Here is a 16,849-nt window from a genome sequence, read left to right as displayed (position 1 = left end):
AAGAAACGGCCCGGCGCAGGGAATGTGACGGGCCTTACGGGTCATACTGTAGAGATGACGCTGGTCGAGATGGGGATACCCGCCGTGCGATCGGAGCTGCCGTCCCTGGACGGCAGGCCCGAGACGCCGTTCCTCGTCGACCGATTCGGCCGGATCGCCCGCGACCTCCGCGTGTCCATCACCGAGAAGTGCTCGCTGCGCTGCACCTATTGCATGCCGGAGGAGGGCCTGCCGCCGATTCCGCGCCAGGAACTGCTCACCGCCGACGAGATCGTGCGGCTGGTGTCGCTGGCCGTGCGCGAGCTGGGTGTGCGGGAGGTGCGGTTCACCGGCGGCGAACCGCTGATGCGTCGCGAGCTGGAACAGATCATCGCGGGCTGTCACGCGGCGGTGCCCGGCACCCCGCTGGCCATGACCACCAACGGCGTCGGCCTCGAACACCGCATCCACAAGCTCGCCGCGGCCGGCCTGACCAGAGTCAACGTCTCCCTCGACACCGTCGACCGGGAGGATTTCACCCGCCTCACCCGCCGCGACCGCCTGGAATCGGTACTCAACGGCATTCGGGCCGCCCGCGACGCGGGCATGGCGCCGGTGAAGGTCAACGCCGTGCTGATGCGCCAGAATCTGGCGGGCGCGGCCGACCTGCTCGCGTGGTGCCTGGCCGAACAGTGCGAGCTGCGCTTCATCGAGGAAATGCCCCTCGACGCCGACCACGAGTGGGCCCGCGATCACATGGTGACCGCCGCCGACCTCCTCGACGTCCTCGGCGAGCGCTTCACCCTGACCCCCACCACCCGCGCCGACCCGTCGGCTCCGGCCGAGAAATGGCTGGTCGACGGCGGACCGGCGACCGTCGGCATCATCGCCACGGTCACCCGCAAGTTCTGCGACAGCTGCGACCGCACCCGGCTCACCGCCGACGGCATGCTGCGCTCGTGCCTGTTCAGCGACCAGGAGTTCGACGTGCGGTCCGTGCTGCGGGCAGGCGCCGACGATGACGAGGTCGCGCAGCTGTGGCGTGGCGCGATGTGGCAGAAATGGGCCGGTCACGGTATCGACGCCGCCGGTTTCGTCCCCCCGGAACGCACGATGGGAGCCATCGGTGGTTGAGGTCCGCTATTTCGCCGCCATCGCCGACGCGGTCGGCAAGAACACCGAATCCCTCGACCTACCCGACGGCGCCACCGTCGCCGACCTACGCGCCACTCTCGCCGCCACTTACGGTTCCGACGTCGACGGCCTGGTCGGCGTCTGCGCCTTCCTCATCGGTGACGAACTCACGCGCGACCCGTCGGCCATGCTCCGCGACCGCGTCGACGTCCTGCCCCCGTTCGCCGGGGGCTAGTCGCACATGGTCCAGAGCAAGGCCCCTGATGTGGCGACCTACCTCGCCGAACTCCCCGCCGACCGGCGCGAGGCGCTGACCAGGCTGCGCGAGCTGTGCCTGGCGGAGCTGACCGGCTTCAGCGAGGTGATGTCCTATGGCATGCCCACCTACGAGCGCGACGGCATCGGCGAGGTCGCCTTCGCCGGTCAGAAGCAGTACATCTCGTTCTACCTGCTTCGCGCCGACGTCCGTGCGGCGTTCGCCGACCGCCTCGCGAGCCAGGCCATGGGCAAGGGATGCCTGCGGTTCCGCAAGGAACCGGACTACGACCTCGTGCGGGACCTGTTGCGCGCCACCGCATCCGGTGAGGGTGCGGCGATCTGCTGATCTAGTGGGTTCCGGTTCGGCGCAAGCGGCTAGCGCCACCAGGTGTCGAGCGGGGTGACCGGGACGGTGCGCTTGTGGCGGGTATTGGTGAAGATCGACTCCAGGCGCGTGGCGACCTCGGGCGTGACGTCCTTGCCTTCGAGGTAGTCGTCGATCTCGGTGTAGCGAAGGCCGAGTGCGTCTTCGTCGGCGAGGGCGGGACGGTCGTCTTCGAGGTCGGCGGTGGGGACCTTGGACCAGATGCTCGACGGGGCGCCGAGTTCTTGCAGCAGCGCCGCGCCCTGGCGCTTGGTGAGACCGGTGAGGGGAGTCAGGTCGACACCGCCGTCGCCGAACTTGGTGAAGAACCCGGTGACCGCTTCGGCCGCGTGATCGGTGCCGACCACCAGCAGGCTTTCCTGGCCCGCGAGGGCGTACTGGGCGACCATCCGCTCGCGCGCCTTGATGTTGCCGCGCACGAAGTCGCGCAACCGCTCGTGATCCAGCGCGCCCGCCACTTCGATGCCCACCGCGTCGGCGCTGGGGCGGATGTTCACCACGACCGTGCGATCGGGGTCGACGAAGTTCAGCGCGATCTGCGCGTCGTGCTCGTCGGCCTGCACGCCGTAGGGCAGCCGCACCGCCAGGAATTTCGCCTCGACGCCGTCGGCGCGCAGCTCCTCGACGGCGAGCTGGCACAGCCGACCGGCCAGCGCACTGTCCTGTCCGCCGCTGATCCCGAGGGCGAACCCCTTGGCCGGGGTAGTGGCCAGGTAGTCCTTCAGGAAGTCGACGCGCTGCCGGACCTCCTGCTTCGGCTCGATCTCGGGCTGTACACCCAGTTCGGCGATGATCTGTTCACGCAGTGTCCCCATGCCGGTTCACTCTACTTGTGGGGCAGGGGAAATGACCCGCCGAACCAGCCATTCCCAGTTGTCGCCGATCTGCTCGCGCGAGTACCCGAGCACTTCGACCTGGTGGATGATCAGCGCCGCCGACAGCGTGGACAGCAGTGAGTCGGCGATCAGCGGGACTTCACCGTCGACGCCCGCCGCGCGCAGCAGCAGCGTGACGTGCGCCTTGTGCAGGGCATACGGCCCGCCGCCGAAACGCCCGTTCTCCTCGGCGGCCCGGTGGAGATCGCCCTCGACCTCGATATCGAGCAGCCGAGTCCGCCCGAACGCGATCAGCCGCTCGACCGGGTTCGCGTCGGGGCCGAGCGGCGCCGGACCGAACATGAACGCCGCCTGGAACTTCTGCTCGGAGTGATCCAACAGCGCCAGCATCAGCCCGGTGCGATTGCCGAATCGGCGAAAGACGGTGCCCTTGCCGACTCCGGCGCGCTTGGCCAGGGCGTCCATCGTCAGACCGTCGACGCCGTGTTCGCGTACCAACTGCTGGGCCGCGTCGAGCAGCAGCGCGCGATTGCGCGCCGCATCGGCACGTTCGACGGGTTCCGCGCTGCCGGGCAGCGGCTGTCCGATCCCCAGCAGGGGCGGCTCGTCGGATCTGGGTGTGCCGTAGCTCACGCCGCTCACACGTCCTCCGCGGGAAGTAATCGGACCGAGGTCCGGTTATTGTCGGATGAAACTTGGATCATTCCACTGAGTACACCAGGAGTCGCAATGAGCGAGACCCGCATCCTTACTCTTGTCGGAAGCCTGCGCGCGGGCTCCATCAATCGCCGCCTGGCCGAGGCCGCCGTGCAGACCGCGCCCGCCGACGTCGACATCACCATCTACGAGGGTCTCGGCGAGATCCCGTTCTACAACGAAGACCTCGATGTGCCCGACGCCGTGCCCGCGCAGGCCGCTGCGCTGCGCGCCGCCGTAGCCGCCGCCGATGCCGTTCTGCTGGTCACTCCCGAATACAACGGCACCCTGCCCGCCGTGCTGAAGAACGCCATCGACTGGGCCTCGCGTCCGTACGGCGCCGGCTCGATCAAGGGTAAGCCGGTCGCCGTGGTGAGCGCGTCGATCAGCCCGAACGCCGCGGCGTGGGCGCACGGCGACACCGTCAAGTCCGTCGGCGTGGCGGGCGGCGTCGTCGTCGAGTCGGCGCACGCGCAGTTCGCGACCATCGGCGAGCGTTTCGCACAGACGCATCCGGCCGAGGACGCCGAGGCGCTGACCCAGCTCGGCGCGACCGTCCACGAGTTGGTCACCGCGGTGAACGGCACGTTGATCTCGGCGTAAGCTGAGCGTTCGGCAGGGCGTCACATCCGTCACGGGTGCGACGCCCTTCGGCTGTCCACGGGGTTTGCTGAAGACTCGCCGGTAGATGAAATCGTGATCTGAACCACTGTTTTCCCTGCTGGTCGGTGGCCCGTCCTGGGACTTACCGCGTGGGAATTACATCCGTGCGACTCGCAACACCTTGTGTTGTTCCCATCTGTCGGACACTAGGTGTAGTGTCTGTCGTACTGGAAGACGGTGTGAAGCCACCACTGATCGGGCCCAAGGGAAGGGGTTACGAGCAGGGCTTTCTTCGCTAGATCCAGGAGTTTGCGCAGCATCACCCGTTCGTGCATTGCATACGGATCTCAGGCTGTGGATCAGGCATAGGAGAGAGGGACTTCCATCATGACCGTCACCGTGTACACCAAGCCCGCTTGCGTGCAGTGCAACGCCACCTACAAGGCGCTCGACAAGGTCGGGGTGGACTACGACGTCATCGACATCTCGGAGAACGACGAGGCGCGTGACTTCGTCATGGCGCTCGGCTACCTGCAGGCGCCGGTCGTCGTCGCGGGTGAGGATCACTGGTCGGGCTTCCGTCCCGACCGCATCAAGTCGCTCGCCGTCGCGGCTGCGTAATTCGCGCCGGTTCGCCGGTAAGGAGGCGCCATGCCCGAGCAGATGTCTCCGGGCGGGCTGGTCTACTTCTCCAGCGCCTCGGAGAACACCCATCGTTTCGTCGAGAAGCTAGGTCTCCCGGCTACTCGACTTCCACTGCACACATCATCTGATCCGCCGCGGATCGACGAACCCTACGTGCTGATCACCCCCACCTATGGCGGTGGTCGGCACGTCATGGGTGGACAGCGTCCCGACAAGGACCTCGTTCCGCGGCAAGTCGCCAAGTTCCTCAACGACCCGCACAACCGCGCGCTGCTGCGCGGGGTGATCGCGGCCGGCAACACGAACTTCGGCGATACCTACTGCGTTGCAGGAGACATCATCTCGCAAAAATGCGGGGTGCCGTATCTGTATCGCTTCGAACTCATGGGAACCGCTGAGGACGTCGCGCGCGTCCGAGAGGGATTGGGATTGTTTTGGCAACAGCAACCACAGCACCGGCAGGCAAGTCAGCACGCCTAGAGCAGTCGGCGGTGCGCGGCGAGGCGGGCGAGGCGCTCGACTACCACGCTCTCAACGCGATGTTGAACCTGTACGGCCCCGACGGCGAGATCCAGTTCGACAAGGATCGGGAGGCCGCGAACCAGTACTTCCTCCAGCACGTGAACCAGAACACGGTCTTCTTCCACAACCTGGACGAGAAGCTGGATTACCTGGTCAAGGAGAACTACTACGAGACCGAGGTGCTCGACCAGTACGGTCGCCCCTTCGTCAAGCAGCTGTTCCAGCAGGCCTACGCCAAGAAGTTCCGGTTCCCGACCTTCCTCGGCGCGTTCAAGTACTACACCTCGTACACGCTCAAGACCTTCGACGGCAAGCGCTACCTGGAGCGGTTCGAAGATCGCGTCTGCATGGTCGCGCTGACGTTGGCCGCCGGTGACGAGGTGCTCGCGAGCAACCTGGTCGACGAGATCATCGACGGCCGTTTCCAGCCCGCCACCCCCACCTTCCTCAACTCCGGCAAGAAGCAGCGCGGCGAGCCCGTGTCCTGTTTCCTGCTGCGCATCGAGGACAACATGGAGTCCATCGGGCGCTCCATCAACTCCGCACTGCAGCTGTCCAAGCGCGGCGGCGGCGTCGCCCTGCTGTTGAGCAACATTCGTGAGCACGGCGCCCCGATCAAGAAGATCGAGAACCAGAGCTCGGGTGTCATCCCGATCATGAAGCTGCTCGAGGACTCGTTCTCCTACGCCAACCAGCTGGGCGCGCGTCAGGGCGCTGGCGCGGTGTACCTGCACGCGCACCACCCCGACATCTACCGCTTCCTCGACACCAAGCGTGAGAACGCCGACGAGAAGATCCGCATCAAGACGCTGTCGCTGGGTGTAGTGATTCCGGACATCACCTTCGAGCTGGCGAAGAAGAACGAGGACATGTACCTGTTCTCGCCGTATGACGTCGAGCGCATCTACGGTGTGCCGTTCGCCGATGTGAACGTCACCGAGAAGTACTACGAGATGGTCGACGACAAGCGCATCCGCAAGTCGAAGATCAAGGCGCGCGAGTTCTTCCAGACCATCGCCGAGCTGCAGTTCGAGTCGGGCTACCCCTACATCATGTTCGAGGACACGGTGAACCGGGCCAACCCGATCAAGGGCAAGATCACCCACTCGAACCTGTGCTCGGAGATCCTGCAGGTCTCCACCCCCTCGGAATTCAACGATGATCTGTCCTATTCCAAGGTGGGCAAGGACATTTCGTGCAACCTCGGTTCGCTCAACATCGCCAAGGCGATGGACTCGCCCGACTTCGGTCAGACCATCGAGACCTCGATCCGCGCGCTCACCGCTGTCTCGGATCAGACCCACATCTTCTCGGTGCCCTCGATCGAGCAGGGCAACAACGAGTCCCACGCCATCGGCCTCGGTCAGATGAACCTGCACGGATACCTCGCGCGTGAGCGGGTCCACTACGGCTCCGAAGAAGGTGTGGATTTCACCAACATCTACTTCTACACCGTGGTCTACCACGCGATTCGGGCCTCGAACCTGATCGCCAAGGAGCGCGGCTCCTCGTTCGGTGGGTTCGCCGACTCCAAGTACGCCAGCGGCGAGTACTTCGACAAGTACACCGAGCAGGTGTGGGTGCCCAAGACCGACAAGGTGGCGCAGATGTTCGCCGAGGCGGGCGTGCGCATCCCCACCCAGGACGACTGGCGTCTGCTGAAGGCCTCGGTGCAGGAATACGGCATCTACAACCAGAACCTGCAGGCTGTGCCGCCGACGGGTTCGATCTCCTACATCAACCACTCGACCAGCTCGATCCACCCGGTGGCGTCGAAGATCGAGATCCGCAAGGAAGGCAAGATCGGCCGCGTCTACTACCCGGCCCCTTACCTGGACAACGACAATCTCGAGTACTTCGCGGACGCCTACGAAATCGGCTACGAAAAAATCATCGACACCTATGCCGCAGCCACCCAACACGTCGACCAGGGCTTGTCGTTGACCCTGTTCTTCAAAGACACCGCAACGACCCGCGATATCAACAAGGCTCAGATCTACGCCTGGCGTAAGGGCATCAAGACCCTCTACTACATCCGCTTGCGCCAAATGGCCTTGCAAGGGACGGAAATAGAGAATTGCGTCAGCTGCATGCTGTAATTCCTCGTTAGAAACTCGGCGCGGAGGTCAGATGGGCAAGGCAACTGCTGGTGTGATCTACGGAGTTCGCCTCCGCGCCGAGTTCGACTACCGCTATATAGGGCTGACGACAAAGTCGGAGCATATGCGACTCAGTCAACACTTCAAGGTCGCAGGCACCGGTCGAAAGACCCCGTTCTATGACTGGCTGCGCAAGCAGGATCGCGACGAGGTGATCGCGGATGTCCTGGATCGGGTATACGACCCGAAGAAGCTCGGTCGCGCCGAGATCGATTGGATCGCATACCTCCGTAAGGAAGGTCAGCCACTACTCAACCTGGCTGATGGCGGACTCGGGCCTGTCGGCGTGGTCTGGACTGCTGAAATGCGGGAGGCGGCGCGGGTCCGCTCGACTGGTCGGCCAGGTGTGAGTCGGTTCGGCGACGAGAATCCGTTTCACGGGCGCACGCACTCGGCTTCGCAGCGAGCGAAATGGTCGATCGAACGTAAAGGCACATACGAAGGCGAAGCCAATCCGAACTATGGGAAGTTCGGCCCAGAACACCCCGGATTCGGCCGTGTGATGTCGGAGGAATCGCGTCTGCGGCTTTCGGAAATGAGAACCGGCGCGGGAAACCCGAACTACGGGCGGACGGCTAGCGACGAGACTCGGGCGAAGATGTCTGTTGCCCAGAAGGGGCGGCCGAAGCCCACCAGCAGGCGTAACGCGCACACTCGCCACCATACGAATAAAGCTGTGTTCAAAGAGTCTTGTGCGCATTGCCTCGATGATCTTGCGGCGCGGAACGATCCCGAATCGGAAGCTGATAGCTGAATCTCTCCGCCGATGAGCCAGTCCATCTCACTGCTTTGTACGGCAAGCTATCCGGCGCTGTGCGTCAGTCGGAACTGCCGAAGAGGTCGAAGCAGGACCAGCCGCCACGGAACCACTGACCGATCAGCTGCCAGGTCGACGGGTAGGTCCCGTCGGCGTACCGCAGTCGGAGTCCGTACGAGCACTTGCCGATGGTTGTCCGGGTGAGTCGTTGGACGATCGTGCGGTGCAGGAAGGACGCGCCGAGCCAGGCGAGGATGCCGTACAGAACGGCCGTCGTGCCGGACGCGATGTACCAGGCGGTGGCGCCGATCGCGGCGTGCAGTGCCATGTCGATGAGGAACGCGGGTATCACGCCGGTCTCGTCACCGCTGGAAGTGCTTCCGGTGAGCGGGAATTCGTCCGTCGGGCGCGGGCGGGTCTCGGGAGCGATGCGCGTCGGTCCACTGTTCCTCGTCGCGTGCCGGGGTGGTGCTGCGTTGCTCATGGGGCTGAGCGTGGTCGACACCGCTTAACAAGCACCCGCTGCCGACCTTGTCGACCTGATCACGGGGTCTCTTGTGGCGGGGCGTCCTATGGATTATGGTCAATGTGACTAATATTGGGGTGGGGAGATGAACGTACTGGATCTGGTTGCCGCACTGCAGCAGCCGCTATTCACGGTGCTCGGGACAGCGGTGAGCTGGACCGAGGTGCTCGGGTTCGGCAGCGGGGCGTTGTGCGTGTGGTTGGTGGCTCGCCAGCACATCGCGAACTGGCCGATCGGCATCGCCAACAATGTGTTCTTCATTCTGTTGTTTACCCAGGCCGGGCTTTTCGCCGACGCGGGGTTGCAGGTGGTGTTCATCGCGCTGGCCGGGTACGGGTGGTGGACGTGGGTGCACGGGTCCTCGCGTACCGAGCCACTGCCGGTGCGTCGGACGACGCGGGTCGAATGGCTGTGGCTCGCGGCGTGCGGAGTACTCGGTACCGCCGCGATCACCGTGCTGCTCGACTCGGCCACCGAGTCCACCGTGCCGTTCTGGGACGCGCTCACCACCGCGCTGTCGCTGATGGCGACCTATGGGCAGTGCCGTAAACGGCTGGAGTCGTGGTGGTTGTGGATCGCGGCCGACATCGTCTACATCCCGCTGTACGCCTACAAGGGGCTGTACCTGACGGCGCTGTTGTACCTCGGATTCCTCGCGTTGTGTGTGCGCGGGTTGATCGCTTGGCGTCGTGATGTGGTCGAGGCCCCGGTGGCGGTCGCGGCATGACGCGGTATGGGCACGGGCTGGTTCTCGGCAAGTTCTATCCGCCGCACGCGGGTCATCACCACCTGGTTCGTACCGCCGCCGCCCGCTGTGACCGGCTGACCGTGTTGGTCTGCGCCTCGTCGGTGGAGTCGATTCCGCTCGCCGATCGGGTGGCCTGGATGCGCGAAATGCATTCTGATCCACATGTTTCCGTCGTCGGTGCCGTTGACGATGTGCCGATGGACATCGCCGACCCCGCCATCTGGGACGCGCACATGGCGGTGTTCTTCGCCGCCGTCCCCGACCCCGTGGACGCGGTCTTCACCTCGGAAGCCTATGGCGACGAGTTGGGCCGACGCTTCGGCGCCGAGGCTATCTGCGTCGACCCGCGGCGACTGCGCCACCCGATCTCGGCAACCGAGATCCGCCGAAATCCTCGCGTGCACTGGGACTTCCTGTCTCCACCTGTGCGCGCCGCGATGACCAAACGGGTAGTGGTGCTCGGTGCGGAATCGACCGGAACCACGACCGTCGCGCAGGCGCTCGCCGCGCACTACGACGCCCGCTACGTCCCCGAGTACGGCCGCGAGTACAGCGAACGAAAATTGGCCGCTCTCGGTCCGGGCGGGCACTGGTCCGATATCGAGTTCACCTCACCGGAATTCCCGCTGATCGCCGCGCACCAGCAGACGAACGAGGACCGCGCCGCCCGCGAAACCGGCCCGGTACTGGTGTGCGATACCGATGCCTTCGCCACGACGATCTGGCACGAGCGCTATCTCGGTTACGCCCATCCCGGCATCGTCGCCGAGCACCGCCAGCACCTGTGGCTGCTCACCGACCATGTCGGCGTCGCGTTCGAAGACGACGGATTGCGCGACGGCGAGCACCTGCGGCCGTGGATGACCGAGCGTTTCCGTGCCGAACTCACGCGTACCGGCAGGCGGTTCACGATGCTGACCGGTCCTCACGAACAGCGTCTCGCCGCCGCCGTGGCCGCTGTCGACGCGCTGCTGGCCGAAGGCTGGGCCATCGCCGACCCGCTGCCGGAGCGCGCCACAAGCGATCGGGCGTGCACCTAGGACGCGGACCGGTCGCGTCGTCCGAGTTCGTCACAGCATCGGGTGCGGGGTTGTGGTGATCGGCCCAGGCTTGTCGAACGACGGCTCGAGGCCGCCCCGACCCTTGTTACCGTGGCCGCGTTTTGCGACGCACGGTGAGAGGGAACACGGATGAAGCGCGCGCTCATGGCGGTGGCGACCGGGGGATTGGCGTTGGCGGCGCTCGTCGGATGTTCGAGCGGCGGGCAGGAGTCGTCGGCGACGAAAACCTTGTTCGAGCCGTGCGCCGGAGTAACCGCGGACGCTCTGCAGAAGGCCGGTGTCGACCCCGCGACGAAGGTCGCCGCCGGCACCGTGTCCGCGGGCTGGCAGACCTGCGAGTGGACCGGCGGCACCGCCTACCTGCGAGTATTCTCCACCTCGCGAACTCTCGAGGAATTCGAATCGGAATCGGGCGAAGCAGCTTTCGCCGACTACACCGTCGCGGGCCGCACCGGCCGTCGCCTCGGCGGCGCTCCGACTCCCGGCTCCTGCGACGTCCTCTTCTCCGCTGATCAGGGCGTAATCCGCATGGTCGTAGTGAACAACCCCGCCCAACCGAGCGCCGACGCCTGCGCGACTTTGCGCCAGATGGGCGAGTCGATCGTCCCGACCTTTCCCGCCTGAACCAGCGGGCAGGCGGTTCACCGGGTCGCCCGTCAAGCCAATGCCGGGATCACCTCGCGTTCGAAGAGTTCGATGCCGGAGGTGTCGTAGGCGGCTTCGGGGAAGTTGACGATGGTGTAGGCGAGGCCGAGATCCTTGACCTTCGTGAGGCGTTCGACGATCTGCTCCGGGGTGCCGACGGCCGCGCTGGTGGCGAACTGTTCGTGCACACGGGCTTTGGCCACATCGGCGCCGAGGAAGGGGGTGAAGCGGTCGACGATCGTCGAGAGACGTTCCTGCACTTCGGTTTCGGTGGTGCCGACGATCGCGTTGAAGTTCGAGCTGCGGGTGATGGCGGAGAAGTCGGTGCCGACCTCTTCGCAGTGCTGGCGCAGGATGTCGGACTTGCGAGCGAATTCGTCGGGGTCGCCGCTGAAGTTGGTGTAGTCGGCGTATTTCGCGGCGATACGCAGGGTCTTCTTCTCACCGCCACCGGCGATCCAGATCGGAATCCCGTTCTCCTGCAACGGTCGTGGGTGCACGATGGCGTCATCGACCTCGTAGTACTTGCCGTTCAGCGTTGCCCGGCCGGTCTGCCACGCCTGGCGGAAGATCTGCACGCCCTCGTCGAGGCGGCCGAGACGCTCACCGGCAGAAGGGAAGCCGTAACCATAAGCGCGCCATTCGTGTTCGTACCAGCCGCCGCCGATGCCCATCTCCACCCGGCCGCCCGAGATGAGGTCGACGGTCGCGGCCACCTTGGCCAGGTAGGCGGGGTTGCGGTAGCTCATGGCAGTACACATCTGCCCCAGCCGCACGCGCGAGGTGGTGGCCGCGAACGCCGCCATCAACGACCACGCCTCGTGGGTGGCCTCGTCGGTGGGAACGGGCGTGGTGTGGAAGTGGTCGTAGACCCAGATCGACTCCCAGTCGGTGCCGGTGTCGAACCGCTGGGCCAGCTCGCGCATCACCGACCACTGGTCGGCCGGTTCGATACCGACCAGATCCAGCCGCCAGCCCTGGGGAACGAAGATGCCGAAGCGCACAGGTTTTCTCCTGGATTGAGTAGAACTCGAGCGGCGCCGCACGCCGCGGGTGTCGAGAACCACTGTTCCACTTCTGCGCGCTCAGGCAACTATTGTGCGCGCACCGCGCTGAACCCTGGACCGGCCGTTATGCACCGAAAAACATTTGGCACGGGTCGCTGACCCGGGCATGCTGGCAGCCGTATGAACAATATTTCCCCACCCCGCCTCGGCGTCGACTTCGGCCGAGTGATCCAGGGGGCCGCGCTCACACCGGGCGCCGCGGACACGGTATTCCTCTCGGGCGGCTTCGACGAAGCGATGAGTACTCCGCCGAGTCGTGACGCGTTCGACGTGCTCAATCGGCTGGTCACCCGCTTCGACGGCAATGTCTGGGTGATCTCGAAGTGCGGTCCGCGGATCGAGCAACGCACCCGGCAATGGCTCGACCATCACGACTTCGCCGCCCGCACCGGAATACCCCGAGAACACTTGCGCTTCAGTAGAACTCGCGCCGGCAAGGCCCCGCACTGCGCCGAACTCGGCATCACGCACATGATCGACGACCGGCTCGACGTGCACGAGATCCTGCGCGATCTGGTGCCCCGGCGGTACCTGTTCGGCGCGCAGGGCGGGCCGGTCCCGGATTGGGTGACCCACACGCCCGACTGGCTCGCGGTCGAACGTGCGGTCGGTGCGGATCTGGCAGGTCAGGCGCTCGGGTCGCCGTAGGAGGCGGCGATGTCCTTGCTGCTCGGCCAGCCGCTGTAGGTGGGCGACTGCGGCCAGCCTTCGGGACTGTCCTGCCATTCCTCCTGGCGGCCGTAGGGGAGCGCGTCGATGAGTCCGAAGCTGTAGGCCAGTTGTTCGGTGCCACGGCCATCGGTGTGCCAGCTGCGGTAGACGGTGTCGCCGTCGCGCAGGAAGGTGTTCACGGCGAAGCCCGCGTCGGGGCCGGCGCCCATATCGGCGCCGAACGGGCTGTCGGCGGTCGAATACCAGGTCATCGCGTTGCCGACGCGCTTCTTGTACGCGAGTACCTCGTCCATCGGCCCCTGCGTCACGATGACGAAGCGCGCGTCGTAGCCGTCGAGGAAGTCCAGGCGTGCCCACTGTGCGGTGAGGCCGGTGCAGCCGGGACACTGCCAGGTGTTCCCCGGCGTCCACATGTGGTGATAGGTGATCAGCTGCGAGTGTCCGTCGAAGACCTCGGCGAGTGAGACATCGCTGCCGTCTTCGGCTTTCAGGGTGTAGTCGGGTAGCCGGACGGCGGGCATGCGGCGGCGCTGGGCGGCGACGGCGTCGAGTTCGCGCGTGGCGGCCTTCTCCCGAATCCTGAGCTGATCGAGTTCGGCCTGCCAAGCGTCGTGATCGACGATGGTGGGCAGTGCGGTCATGATGGGCCACCCTTCGATGTATACGGCGTGCACATTTGATATGTTCACACCGTATACTTCATCGAAAGGGAGTTCAAGGGTTGGCCTATCACCACGGTGACCTCGCGGCGGCATTGATCGAGGCCGGGTTGGAGCTCACCCGATCCGGCGGCCCCGACGCGCTGACGATCCGCGAAGTCACCCGCCGGGTCGGCGTCACGCCGAACGCCGCCTACCGGCACTTTCCCGACCGGCAAGCGCTGCTGCGCGCGGTCTCGGCCGCGATCGAGTCCAGGATGGCCGAGGGTATGGAGCGCAGCCCGGCGGCGCCGCGTGCGAGTCTGCGCGCGGTCGGGCTCGGCTATATCGGCTTCGCCCTGCTCGAACCGGGCTGGTTCGCGGTCGCGTTCTTCGGCGCCGGTGATATCTCGCCGGAGTCGGTGGTCGACTCGCCCGCCTACCTCGCCCTCGCCGACGCGCTCGACATGATGGTGCACGTCGGCGACCTCGCTCCCGTGGCGCGCCCCGGTGCGACCTGGAGTTGCTGGTCCACCGTGCACGGATTCGCGGAACTGGCGTTGCGCGGGCCGCTGCGGCATCTGGACCGCGCCGAGCTGTGGCCGCTCGCCGAACAGGCCGTCGACACCGTCATCGCGGGGCTACCGGCGTCGATGTGATCGGTGTCACTGTGACCAGTGGTACGCGAGCTGAAGGTGAAACAAGTGGGGCTCGCATGTAGTCTCATAGGTGGAAGGGTGTGCCCGTGTGGGTACTCCAAGCGATTCGCGGAGAGATCACCCGCGGCGACTGCGAGGAGGTGGGGTTGCTATGCGCAACGAACCTCCCAGTCGAAGGCCGCGCGGCGTCGCCCCTTCGTCCTCGCACCACACATCCTGACCCGTTCGGTCCGGTCTGTGCGTGTCGGCCTCGGCGGTGGACGCCCCGCGGTGTGAACCACCGTCACTCGTTCCACTTCTCGCACATCCTGTAGCTGTGCCGCAGGCGTGTGCGCTGTTAACGCCAGAGGACTCGATCATGTCGAACGTCGATCTCGTTACCGCCCGTCATGTACCCGCCGAAACCGTTGTGCCCGAAGTGATTTCGCCGCGCCGTACAGGCGTCGAAGATCATGCGGTCACCGAGGCGCTCGAAATCCTGTCCGAGTCGGTGCGCGACATCGTCGCGAACCACCGGGTCTGTAGCGGCCTCGACTGGCTCGACAACCGTCCGCCGCACGTCATCGCCGACGCGCTGGCGCGCATGGACGCCGTGCAGGCCGGTGTCGTGTTCCGGCTGCTCGACAAGGAGCGCGCGCTCAGTGTGTTCGAAGAGCTCGAGCCGGTCGACCAGCAGCAGATCCTGCAGGGACTGCGCGAGAAGAGCTTTCGCGATCTCGTCGAGGCGATGGACCCCGACGACCGCGCCCGCATGCTGCACGAAGCACCCGCCAAGGTCGCCAAGAAGGTACTCGCCGGGCTGAGCCCGCGCGAGCGCCGGATGACGGCCACGCTGCTGGGCTACCCCGAGGGCTCGGTCGGGCTGTACATGACGCCGGAAGTCGTTGCGCTGCCGGACAATCTGACCGTCGCGCAGGCGCTGGGTTGTGTGCGCGCCAAGGGCGGCAACGCCGAGACGGTCTACACGCTGCCCGTGGTCGATCGCGGCCGTCGGCTCACCGGCATCGTCGAGCTGCGCGAGCTGGTGCTGCACTCCCCGGACGCGATGGTGTCCGAACTCGTCGTCACCGAGCCGCCGTTCGTGCGGGCCACCGATGCCGCGGAGAAGGCCGCCCGGCTGATGAGTTCCACCAACCTCATCAACCTGGTGGTCGTCGACAGCGAGGATCGAGTGGTCGGGCTGCTCACCATCGACGACGCGATGGAGGTGCTGGAGGCCGCCGACAGCGAGGACGTCGCCAAGCAGGCCGGTTCGGCGCCGTGGGAAGGCCACTACATGGCCGCCAAGGTGTTCCAGCTGGCGCGCTACCGGGCGCTGTGGCTCACGCTGCTGCTGTTCGCGGCCACGCTGACCGTGAGCGTCACCGACATGTTCGCCTCGACCCTCGAACAGGCCGCGAGTCTGGCGCTGTTCATTCCGCTGCTGATCGGGGCGGGCGGCAACGCCGGTGCGCAAGCGGCGACGGCGTGCGTGCGCGCGCTGGCGGTCGGCGAGGTGCGGGTCTCGGATCTGTTCAAGGTGATCTGGCGCGAATGCCGGGTGGGCCTGGTGCTCGGCACCATGCTGGCCGCCGCCGGCCTGCTGATCGGCACGGTGTTCGTCGGACCGAAGATCGCCATCGTCGTGGCCATCACCCTGGTGGTCATCTGCGGTTGGGCGGCGACCATCGGCGGCACGATGCCGTTGCTGGCCAAGAAGTTCCGTATCGACCCCGCGGTCGTGTCGGCCCCGATGGTGACCACGCTGGTCGACGCGACCGGGCTGATCATCTACTTCACCACCGCGAAGCTGGTGCTGGGAATCTAGCGCTGAGGGAAGAGCGTGAGCGTCTGCGCCATGACGTCCTTGGCGACGTCGTCGGTCGCGGCGACCACCTCGACAACCGGAATACGCCTGCCGAACGCGGTGGATTCGGCGGGCAGTTCCGGGCCCACAGCCGCGGTGTAGATCGGGATCGAGCTGTCGTACACCGAGACCGAGCGGTGCACGGTGCGGCCGTCGATACGGTCCTCGGTGCTGTTGGCGGCCAGATATTCGGGCACGCGGTACTCGTAGCTCACGGTGATCTTCTCGCCGCGGTAACCGAACAGGCACTGGGTGAGTCGCTGTTCGTCGTCGGGGACGGCGCCTGCAAGTTTGGTCCGGACCGTGCACGGATCGGCGCCGAGCAGCACGGTCGGTGCGGTGTCGGGGGAGGTGCCCTGTGGCGGTGATTGCCGCCAACGGTCGATCATGCCGGGCATCAGCTCGTCGGCGACGATGCAGGGATTCTTGCCCGGGGTGGAAAGGCCGAGGTAGAAGGCGGCGCTGGACGGGAACTGGGCGGTCGCACCGCAGGCGCGTGGTTCGCCGGTCTCGCGGTCGGGAACCGTGCGGACGGTCGCATCGCCGATCTGCCGCATGAACCCTCGGCCGCTCGTGGACACGCTGCTCAGCAGGGTGGCGTGCCAGGTCAGGGTCGAGCCCTCCCCGGGTTTGTCGCTGCCGAGAAGAGCCCGGCACGAATCCAATCCGACGGTCACGCTCTTGACCTCGCCGAGCTTTGCCAGGACGTCGCGCGGTAGCAGCGCGCAGACGTCGACCTGGCGGGTCGCCTGGGCTACCTCGGCGCGCTGGTTCGGATCCTGGGGGACCTTCGACCAGAACTCGGGGGGCTGGGCGGGAATCACCGGTGCGGGCGGCGGCGGCAGTTCCCCGTAGTCGGGGGGTTCGCCCGCGTCGTCGCTCCCGCATGCGGCGCACACGAGCAACGCGGCAGCGGCCAGCGCCATCCTGCGATACATCGGTACCCCTGTCCTCGACAGATCCGGGCCCGGACTCGCGCCCGACCACCGAGTCTGCCTGCGACGGCAACCTTC

The 16,849-nt window shown here is 66.0% G+C and carries 20 protein-coding genes; 14 read left to right on the top strand and 6 right to left on the bottom strand.

The window, feature by feature from the left end:
- Positions 1-54: 54 nt before the first annotated feature.
- Genes moaA through QX204_RS24045 form a run of 3 tightly spaced genes read left to right on the top strand, consistent with a single transcriptional unit; the run spans position 55 to position 1,717 of the window.
- Complete coding sequence (gene moaA / locus QX204_RS24055) at positions 55-1,113, top strand: GTP 3',8-cyclase MoaA (RefSeq protein ID WP_301902499.1); 1,059 nt, start codon at positions 55-57, stop codon at positions 1,111-1,113.
- Positions 1,106-1,348 carry a MoaD/ThiS family protein gene (locus QX204_RS24050; RefSeq protein WP_062983935.1) on the top strand — a complete coding sequence of 81 codons (243 nt, stop codon included), beginning with the start codon at positions 1,106-1,108 and terminating at the stop codon, positions 1,346-1,348. The genes moaA and QX204_RS24050 overlap by 8 nt, the downstream gene beginning before the upstream one ends.
- Before the next feature lie 6 nt (positions 1,349-1,354).
- Positions 1,355-1,717: an iron chaperone gene (locus tag QX204_RS24045; RefSeq protein ID WP_301902497.1), complete on the top strand. Its 363-nt coding sequence runs from the start codon at positions 1,355-1,357 to the stop codon at positions 1,715-1,717.
- Between the two features lie 29 nt (positions 1,718-1,746).
- On the opposite strand, the gene nadE is transcribed toward QX204_RS24045, so the two are convergent.
- Positions 1,747-2,571, bottom strand: a complete 825-nt coding sequence (nadE, locus tag QX204_RS24040) for an NAD(+) synthase (protein WP_301902496.1) — start codon at positions 2,569-2,571, stop codon at positions 1,747-1,749.
- 6 nt (positions 2,572-2,577) lie between these two features.
- On the bottom strand, positions 2,578-3,189 hold the full coding sequence (locus QX204_RS24035) for a TetR/AcrR family transcriptional regulator (protein ID WP_301908090.1): 612 nt from the start codon (positions 3,187-3,189) through the stop codon (positions 2,578-2,580).
- A gap of 132 nt (positions 3,190-3,321) precedes the next feature.
- Between QX204_RS24035 and QX204_RS24030 the strand changes: the two genes are divergently transcribed.
- From QX204_RS24030 to QX204_RS24010, 5 genes are all read left to right on the top strand, one after another.
- A complete protein-coding gene (locus QX204_RS24030) occupies positions 3,322-3,891 on the top strand; it encodes an NAD(P)H-dependent oxidoreductase (RefSeq protein ID WP_301902495.1) in 570 nt (189 codons plus the stop codon).
- 387 nt (positions 3,892-4,278) lie between these two features.
- Positions 4,279-4,512: a glutaredoxin-like protein NrdH gene (nrdH, locus tag QX204_RS24025; protein ID WP_301902494.1), complete on the top strand. Its 234-nt coding sequence runs from the start codon at positions 4,279-4,281 to the stop codon at positions 4,510-4,512.
- Positions 4,513-4,542: 30 nt separating this feature from the next.
- The gene (gene nrdI, locus QX204_RS24020) at positions 4,543-5,016 is read left to right on the top strand and encodes a class Ib ribonucleoside-diphosphate reductase assembly flavoprotein NrdI (protein WP_082843882.1); all 474 of its coding nucleotides are present in this window, start codon (positions 4,543-4,545) and stop codon (positions 5,014-5,016) included.
- A gap of 59 nt (positions 5,017-5,075) precedes the next feature.
- Complete coding sequence (gene nrdE / locus QX204_RS24015) at positions 5,076-7,157, top strand: class 1b ribonucleoside-diphosphate reductase subunit alpha (RefSeq protein ID WP_301908089.1); 2,082 nt, start codon at positions 5,076-5,078, stop codon at positions 7,155-7,157.
- A 31-nt stretch (positions 7,158-7,188) separates the two neighbouring features.
- On the top strand, positions 7,189-7,971 hold the full coding sequence (locus QX204_RS24010; protein WP_301902493.1) for an NUMOD3 domain-containing DNA-binding protein: 783 nt from the start codon (positions 7,189-7,191) through the stop codon (positions 7,969-7,971).
- 64 nt (positions 7,972-8,035) lie between these two features.
- Here the strand turns inward: QX204_RS24010 and QX204_RS24005 are convergent, their stop codons facing one another.
- On the bottom strand, positions 8,036-8,458 hold the full coding sequence (locus tag QX204_RS24005) for an RDD family protein (protein ID WP_301902492.1): 423 nt from the start codon (positions 8,456-8,458) through the stop codon (positions 8,036-8,038).
- Positions 8,459-8,585: 127 nt separating this feature from the next.
- Here QX204_RS24005 and pnuC point away from each other — a divergent pair, with 127 nt between their 5' ends.
- The 3 genes from pnuC (at position 8,586) to QX204_RS23990 (ending at position 10,933) form a co-directional block, all read left to right on the top strand.
- Positions 8,586-9,227 carry a nicotinamide riboside transporter PnuC gene (pnuC, locus tag QX204_RS24000; RefSeq protein WP_301902491.1) on the top strand — a complete coding sequence of 214 codons (642 nt, stop codon included), beginning with the start codon at positions 8,586-8,588 and terminating at the stop codon, positions 9,225-9,227.
- Positions 9,224-10,288: an AAA family ATPase gene (locus QX204_RS23995; protein WP_301902490.1), complete on the top strand. Its 1,065-nt coding sequence runs from the start codon at positions 9,224-9,226 to the stop codon at positions 10,286-10,288. The genes pnuC and QX204_RS23995 overlap by 4 nt, the downstream gene beginning before the upstream one ends.
- Before the next feature lie 150 nt (positions 10,289-10,438).
- The gene (locus QX204_RS23990; RefSeq protein ID WP_301902489.1) at positions 10,439-10,933 is read left to right on the top strand and encodes a DUF3558 domain-containing protein; all 495 of its coding nucleotides are present in this window, start codon (positions 10,439-10,441) and stop codon (positions 10,931-10,933) included.
- Positions 10,934-10,965: 32 nt separating this feature from the next.
- Here QX204_RS23990 and QX204_RS23985 read toward each other — a convergent pair whose 3' ends face one another.
- Positions 10,966-11,958, bottom strand: coding sequence for an LLM class F420-dependent oxidoreductase (locus tag QX204_RS23985; RefSeq protein ID WP_301902488.1), 993 nt, complete (start codon positions 11,956-11,958; stop codon positions 10,966-10,968).
- A 183-nt stretch (positions 11,959-12,141) separates the two neighbouring features.
- Between QX204_RS23985 and QX204_RS23980 the strand changes: the two genes are divergently transcribed.
- Entirely contained in the window at positions 12,142-12,669 is a 528-nt protein-coding gene (locus tag QX204_RS23980) for a hypothetical protein (protein WP_301902487.1), read from the top strand.
- Here QX204_RS23980 and QX204_RS23975 read toward each other — a convergent pair.
- Positions 12,648-13,334 carry a DUF899 family protein gene (locus QX204_RS23975; RefSeq protein WP_301902486.1) on the bottom strand — a complete coding sequence of 229 codons (687 nt, stop codon included), beginning with the start codon at positions 13,332-13,334 and terminating at the stop codon, positions 12,648-12,650. The two genes, QX204_RS23980 and QX204_RS23975, sit on opposite strands and share 22 nt — an antisense overlap.
- Positions 13,335-13,414: 80 nt before the next feature.
- Between QX204_RS23975 and QX204_RS23970 the strand changes: the two genes are divergently transcribed.
- Both QX204_RS23970 and mgtE read left to right on the top strand, forming a co-directional pair.
- The gene (locus QX204_RS23970) at positions 13,415-13,990 is read left to right on the top strand and encodes a TetR/AcrR family transcriptional regulator (RefSeq protein WP_301902485.1); all 576 of its coding nucleotides are present in this window, start codon (positions 13,415-13,417) and stop codon (positions 13,988-13,990) included.
- A gap of 358 nt (positions 13,991-14,348) precedes the next feature.
- Positions 14,349-15,797, top strand: coding sequence for a magnesium transporter (gene mgtE, locus QX204_RS23965; protein WP_301902483.1), 1,449 nt, complete (start codon positions 14,349-14,351; stop codon positions 15,795-15,797).
- Here the strand turns inward: mgtE and QX204_RS23960 are convergent.
- On the bottom strand, positions 15,794-16,774 hold the full coding sequence (locus QX204_RS23960) for a peptidase (protein WP_301902482.1): 981 nt from the start codon (positions 16,772-16,774) through the stop codon (positions 15,794-15,796). The two genes, mgtE and QX204_RS23960, sit on opposite strands and share 4 nt — an antisense overlap.
- Positions 16,775-16,849 lie beyond the last annotated feature (75 nt).

This window comes from Nocardia sp. PE-7 (assembly GCF_030486425.1).
Lineage (GTDB): Bacteria > Actinomycetota > Actinomycetes > Mycobacteriales > Mycobacteriaceae > Nocardia > Nocardia salmonicida_A.
Note: the sequence above shows the minus strand (reverse complement) of the source record. Positions and strands in the feature narration are given on the sequence as shown.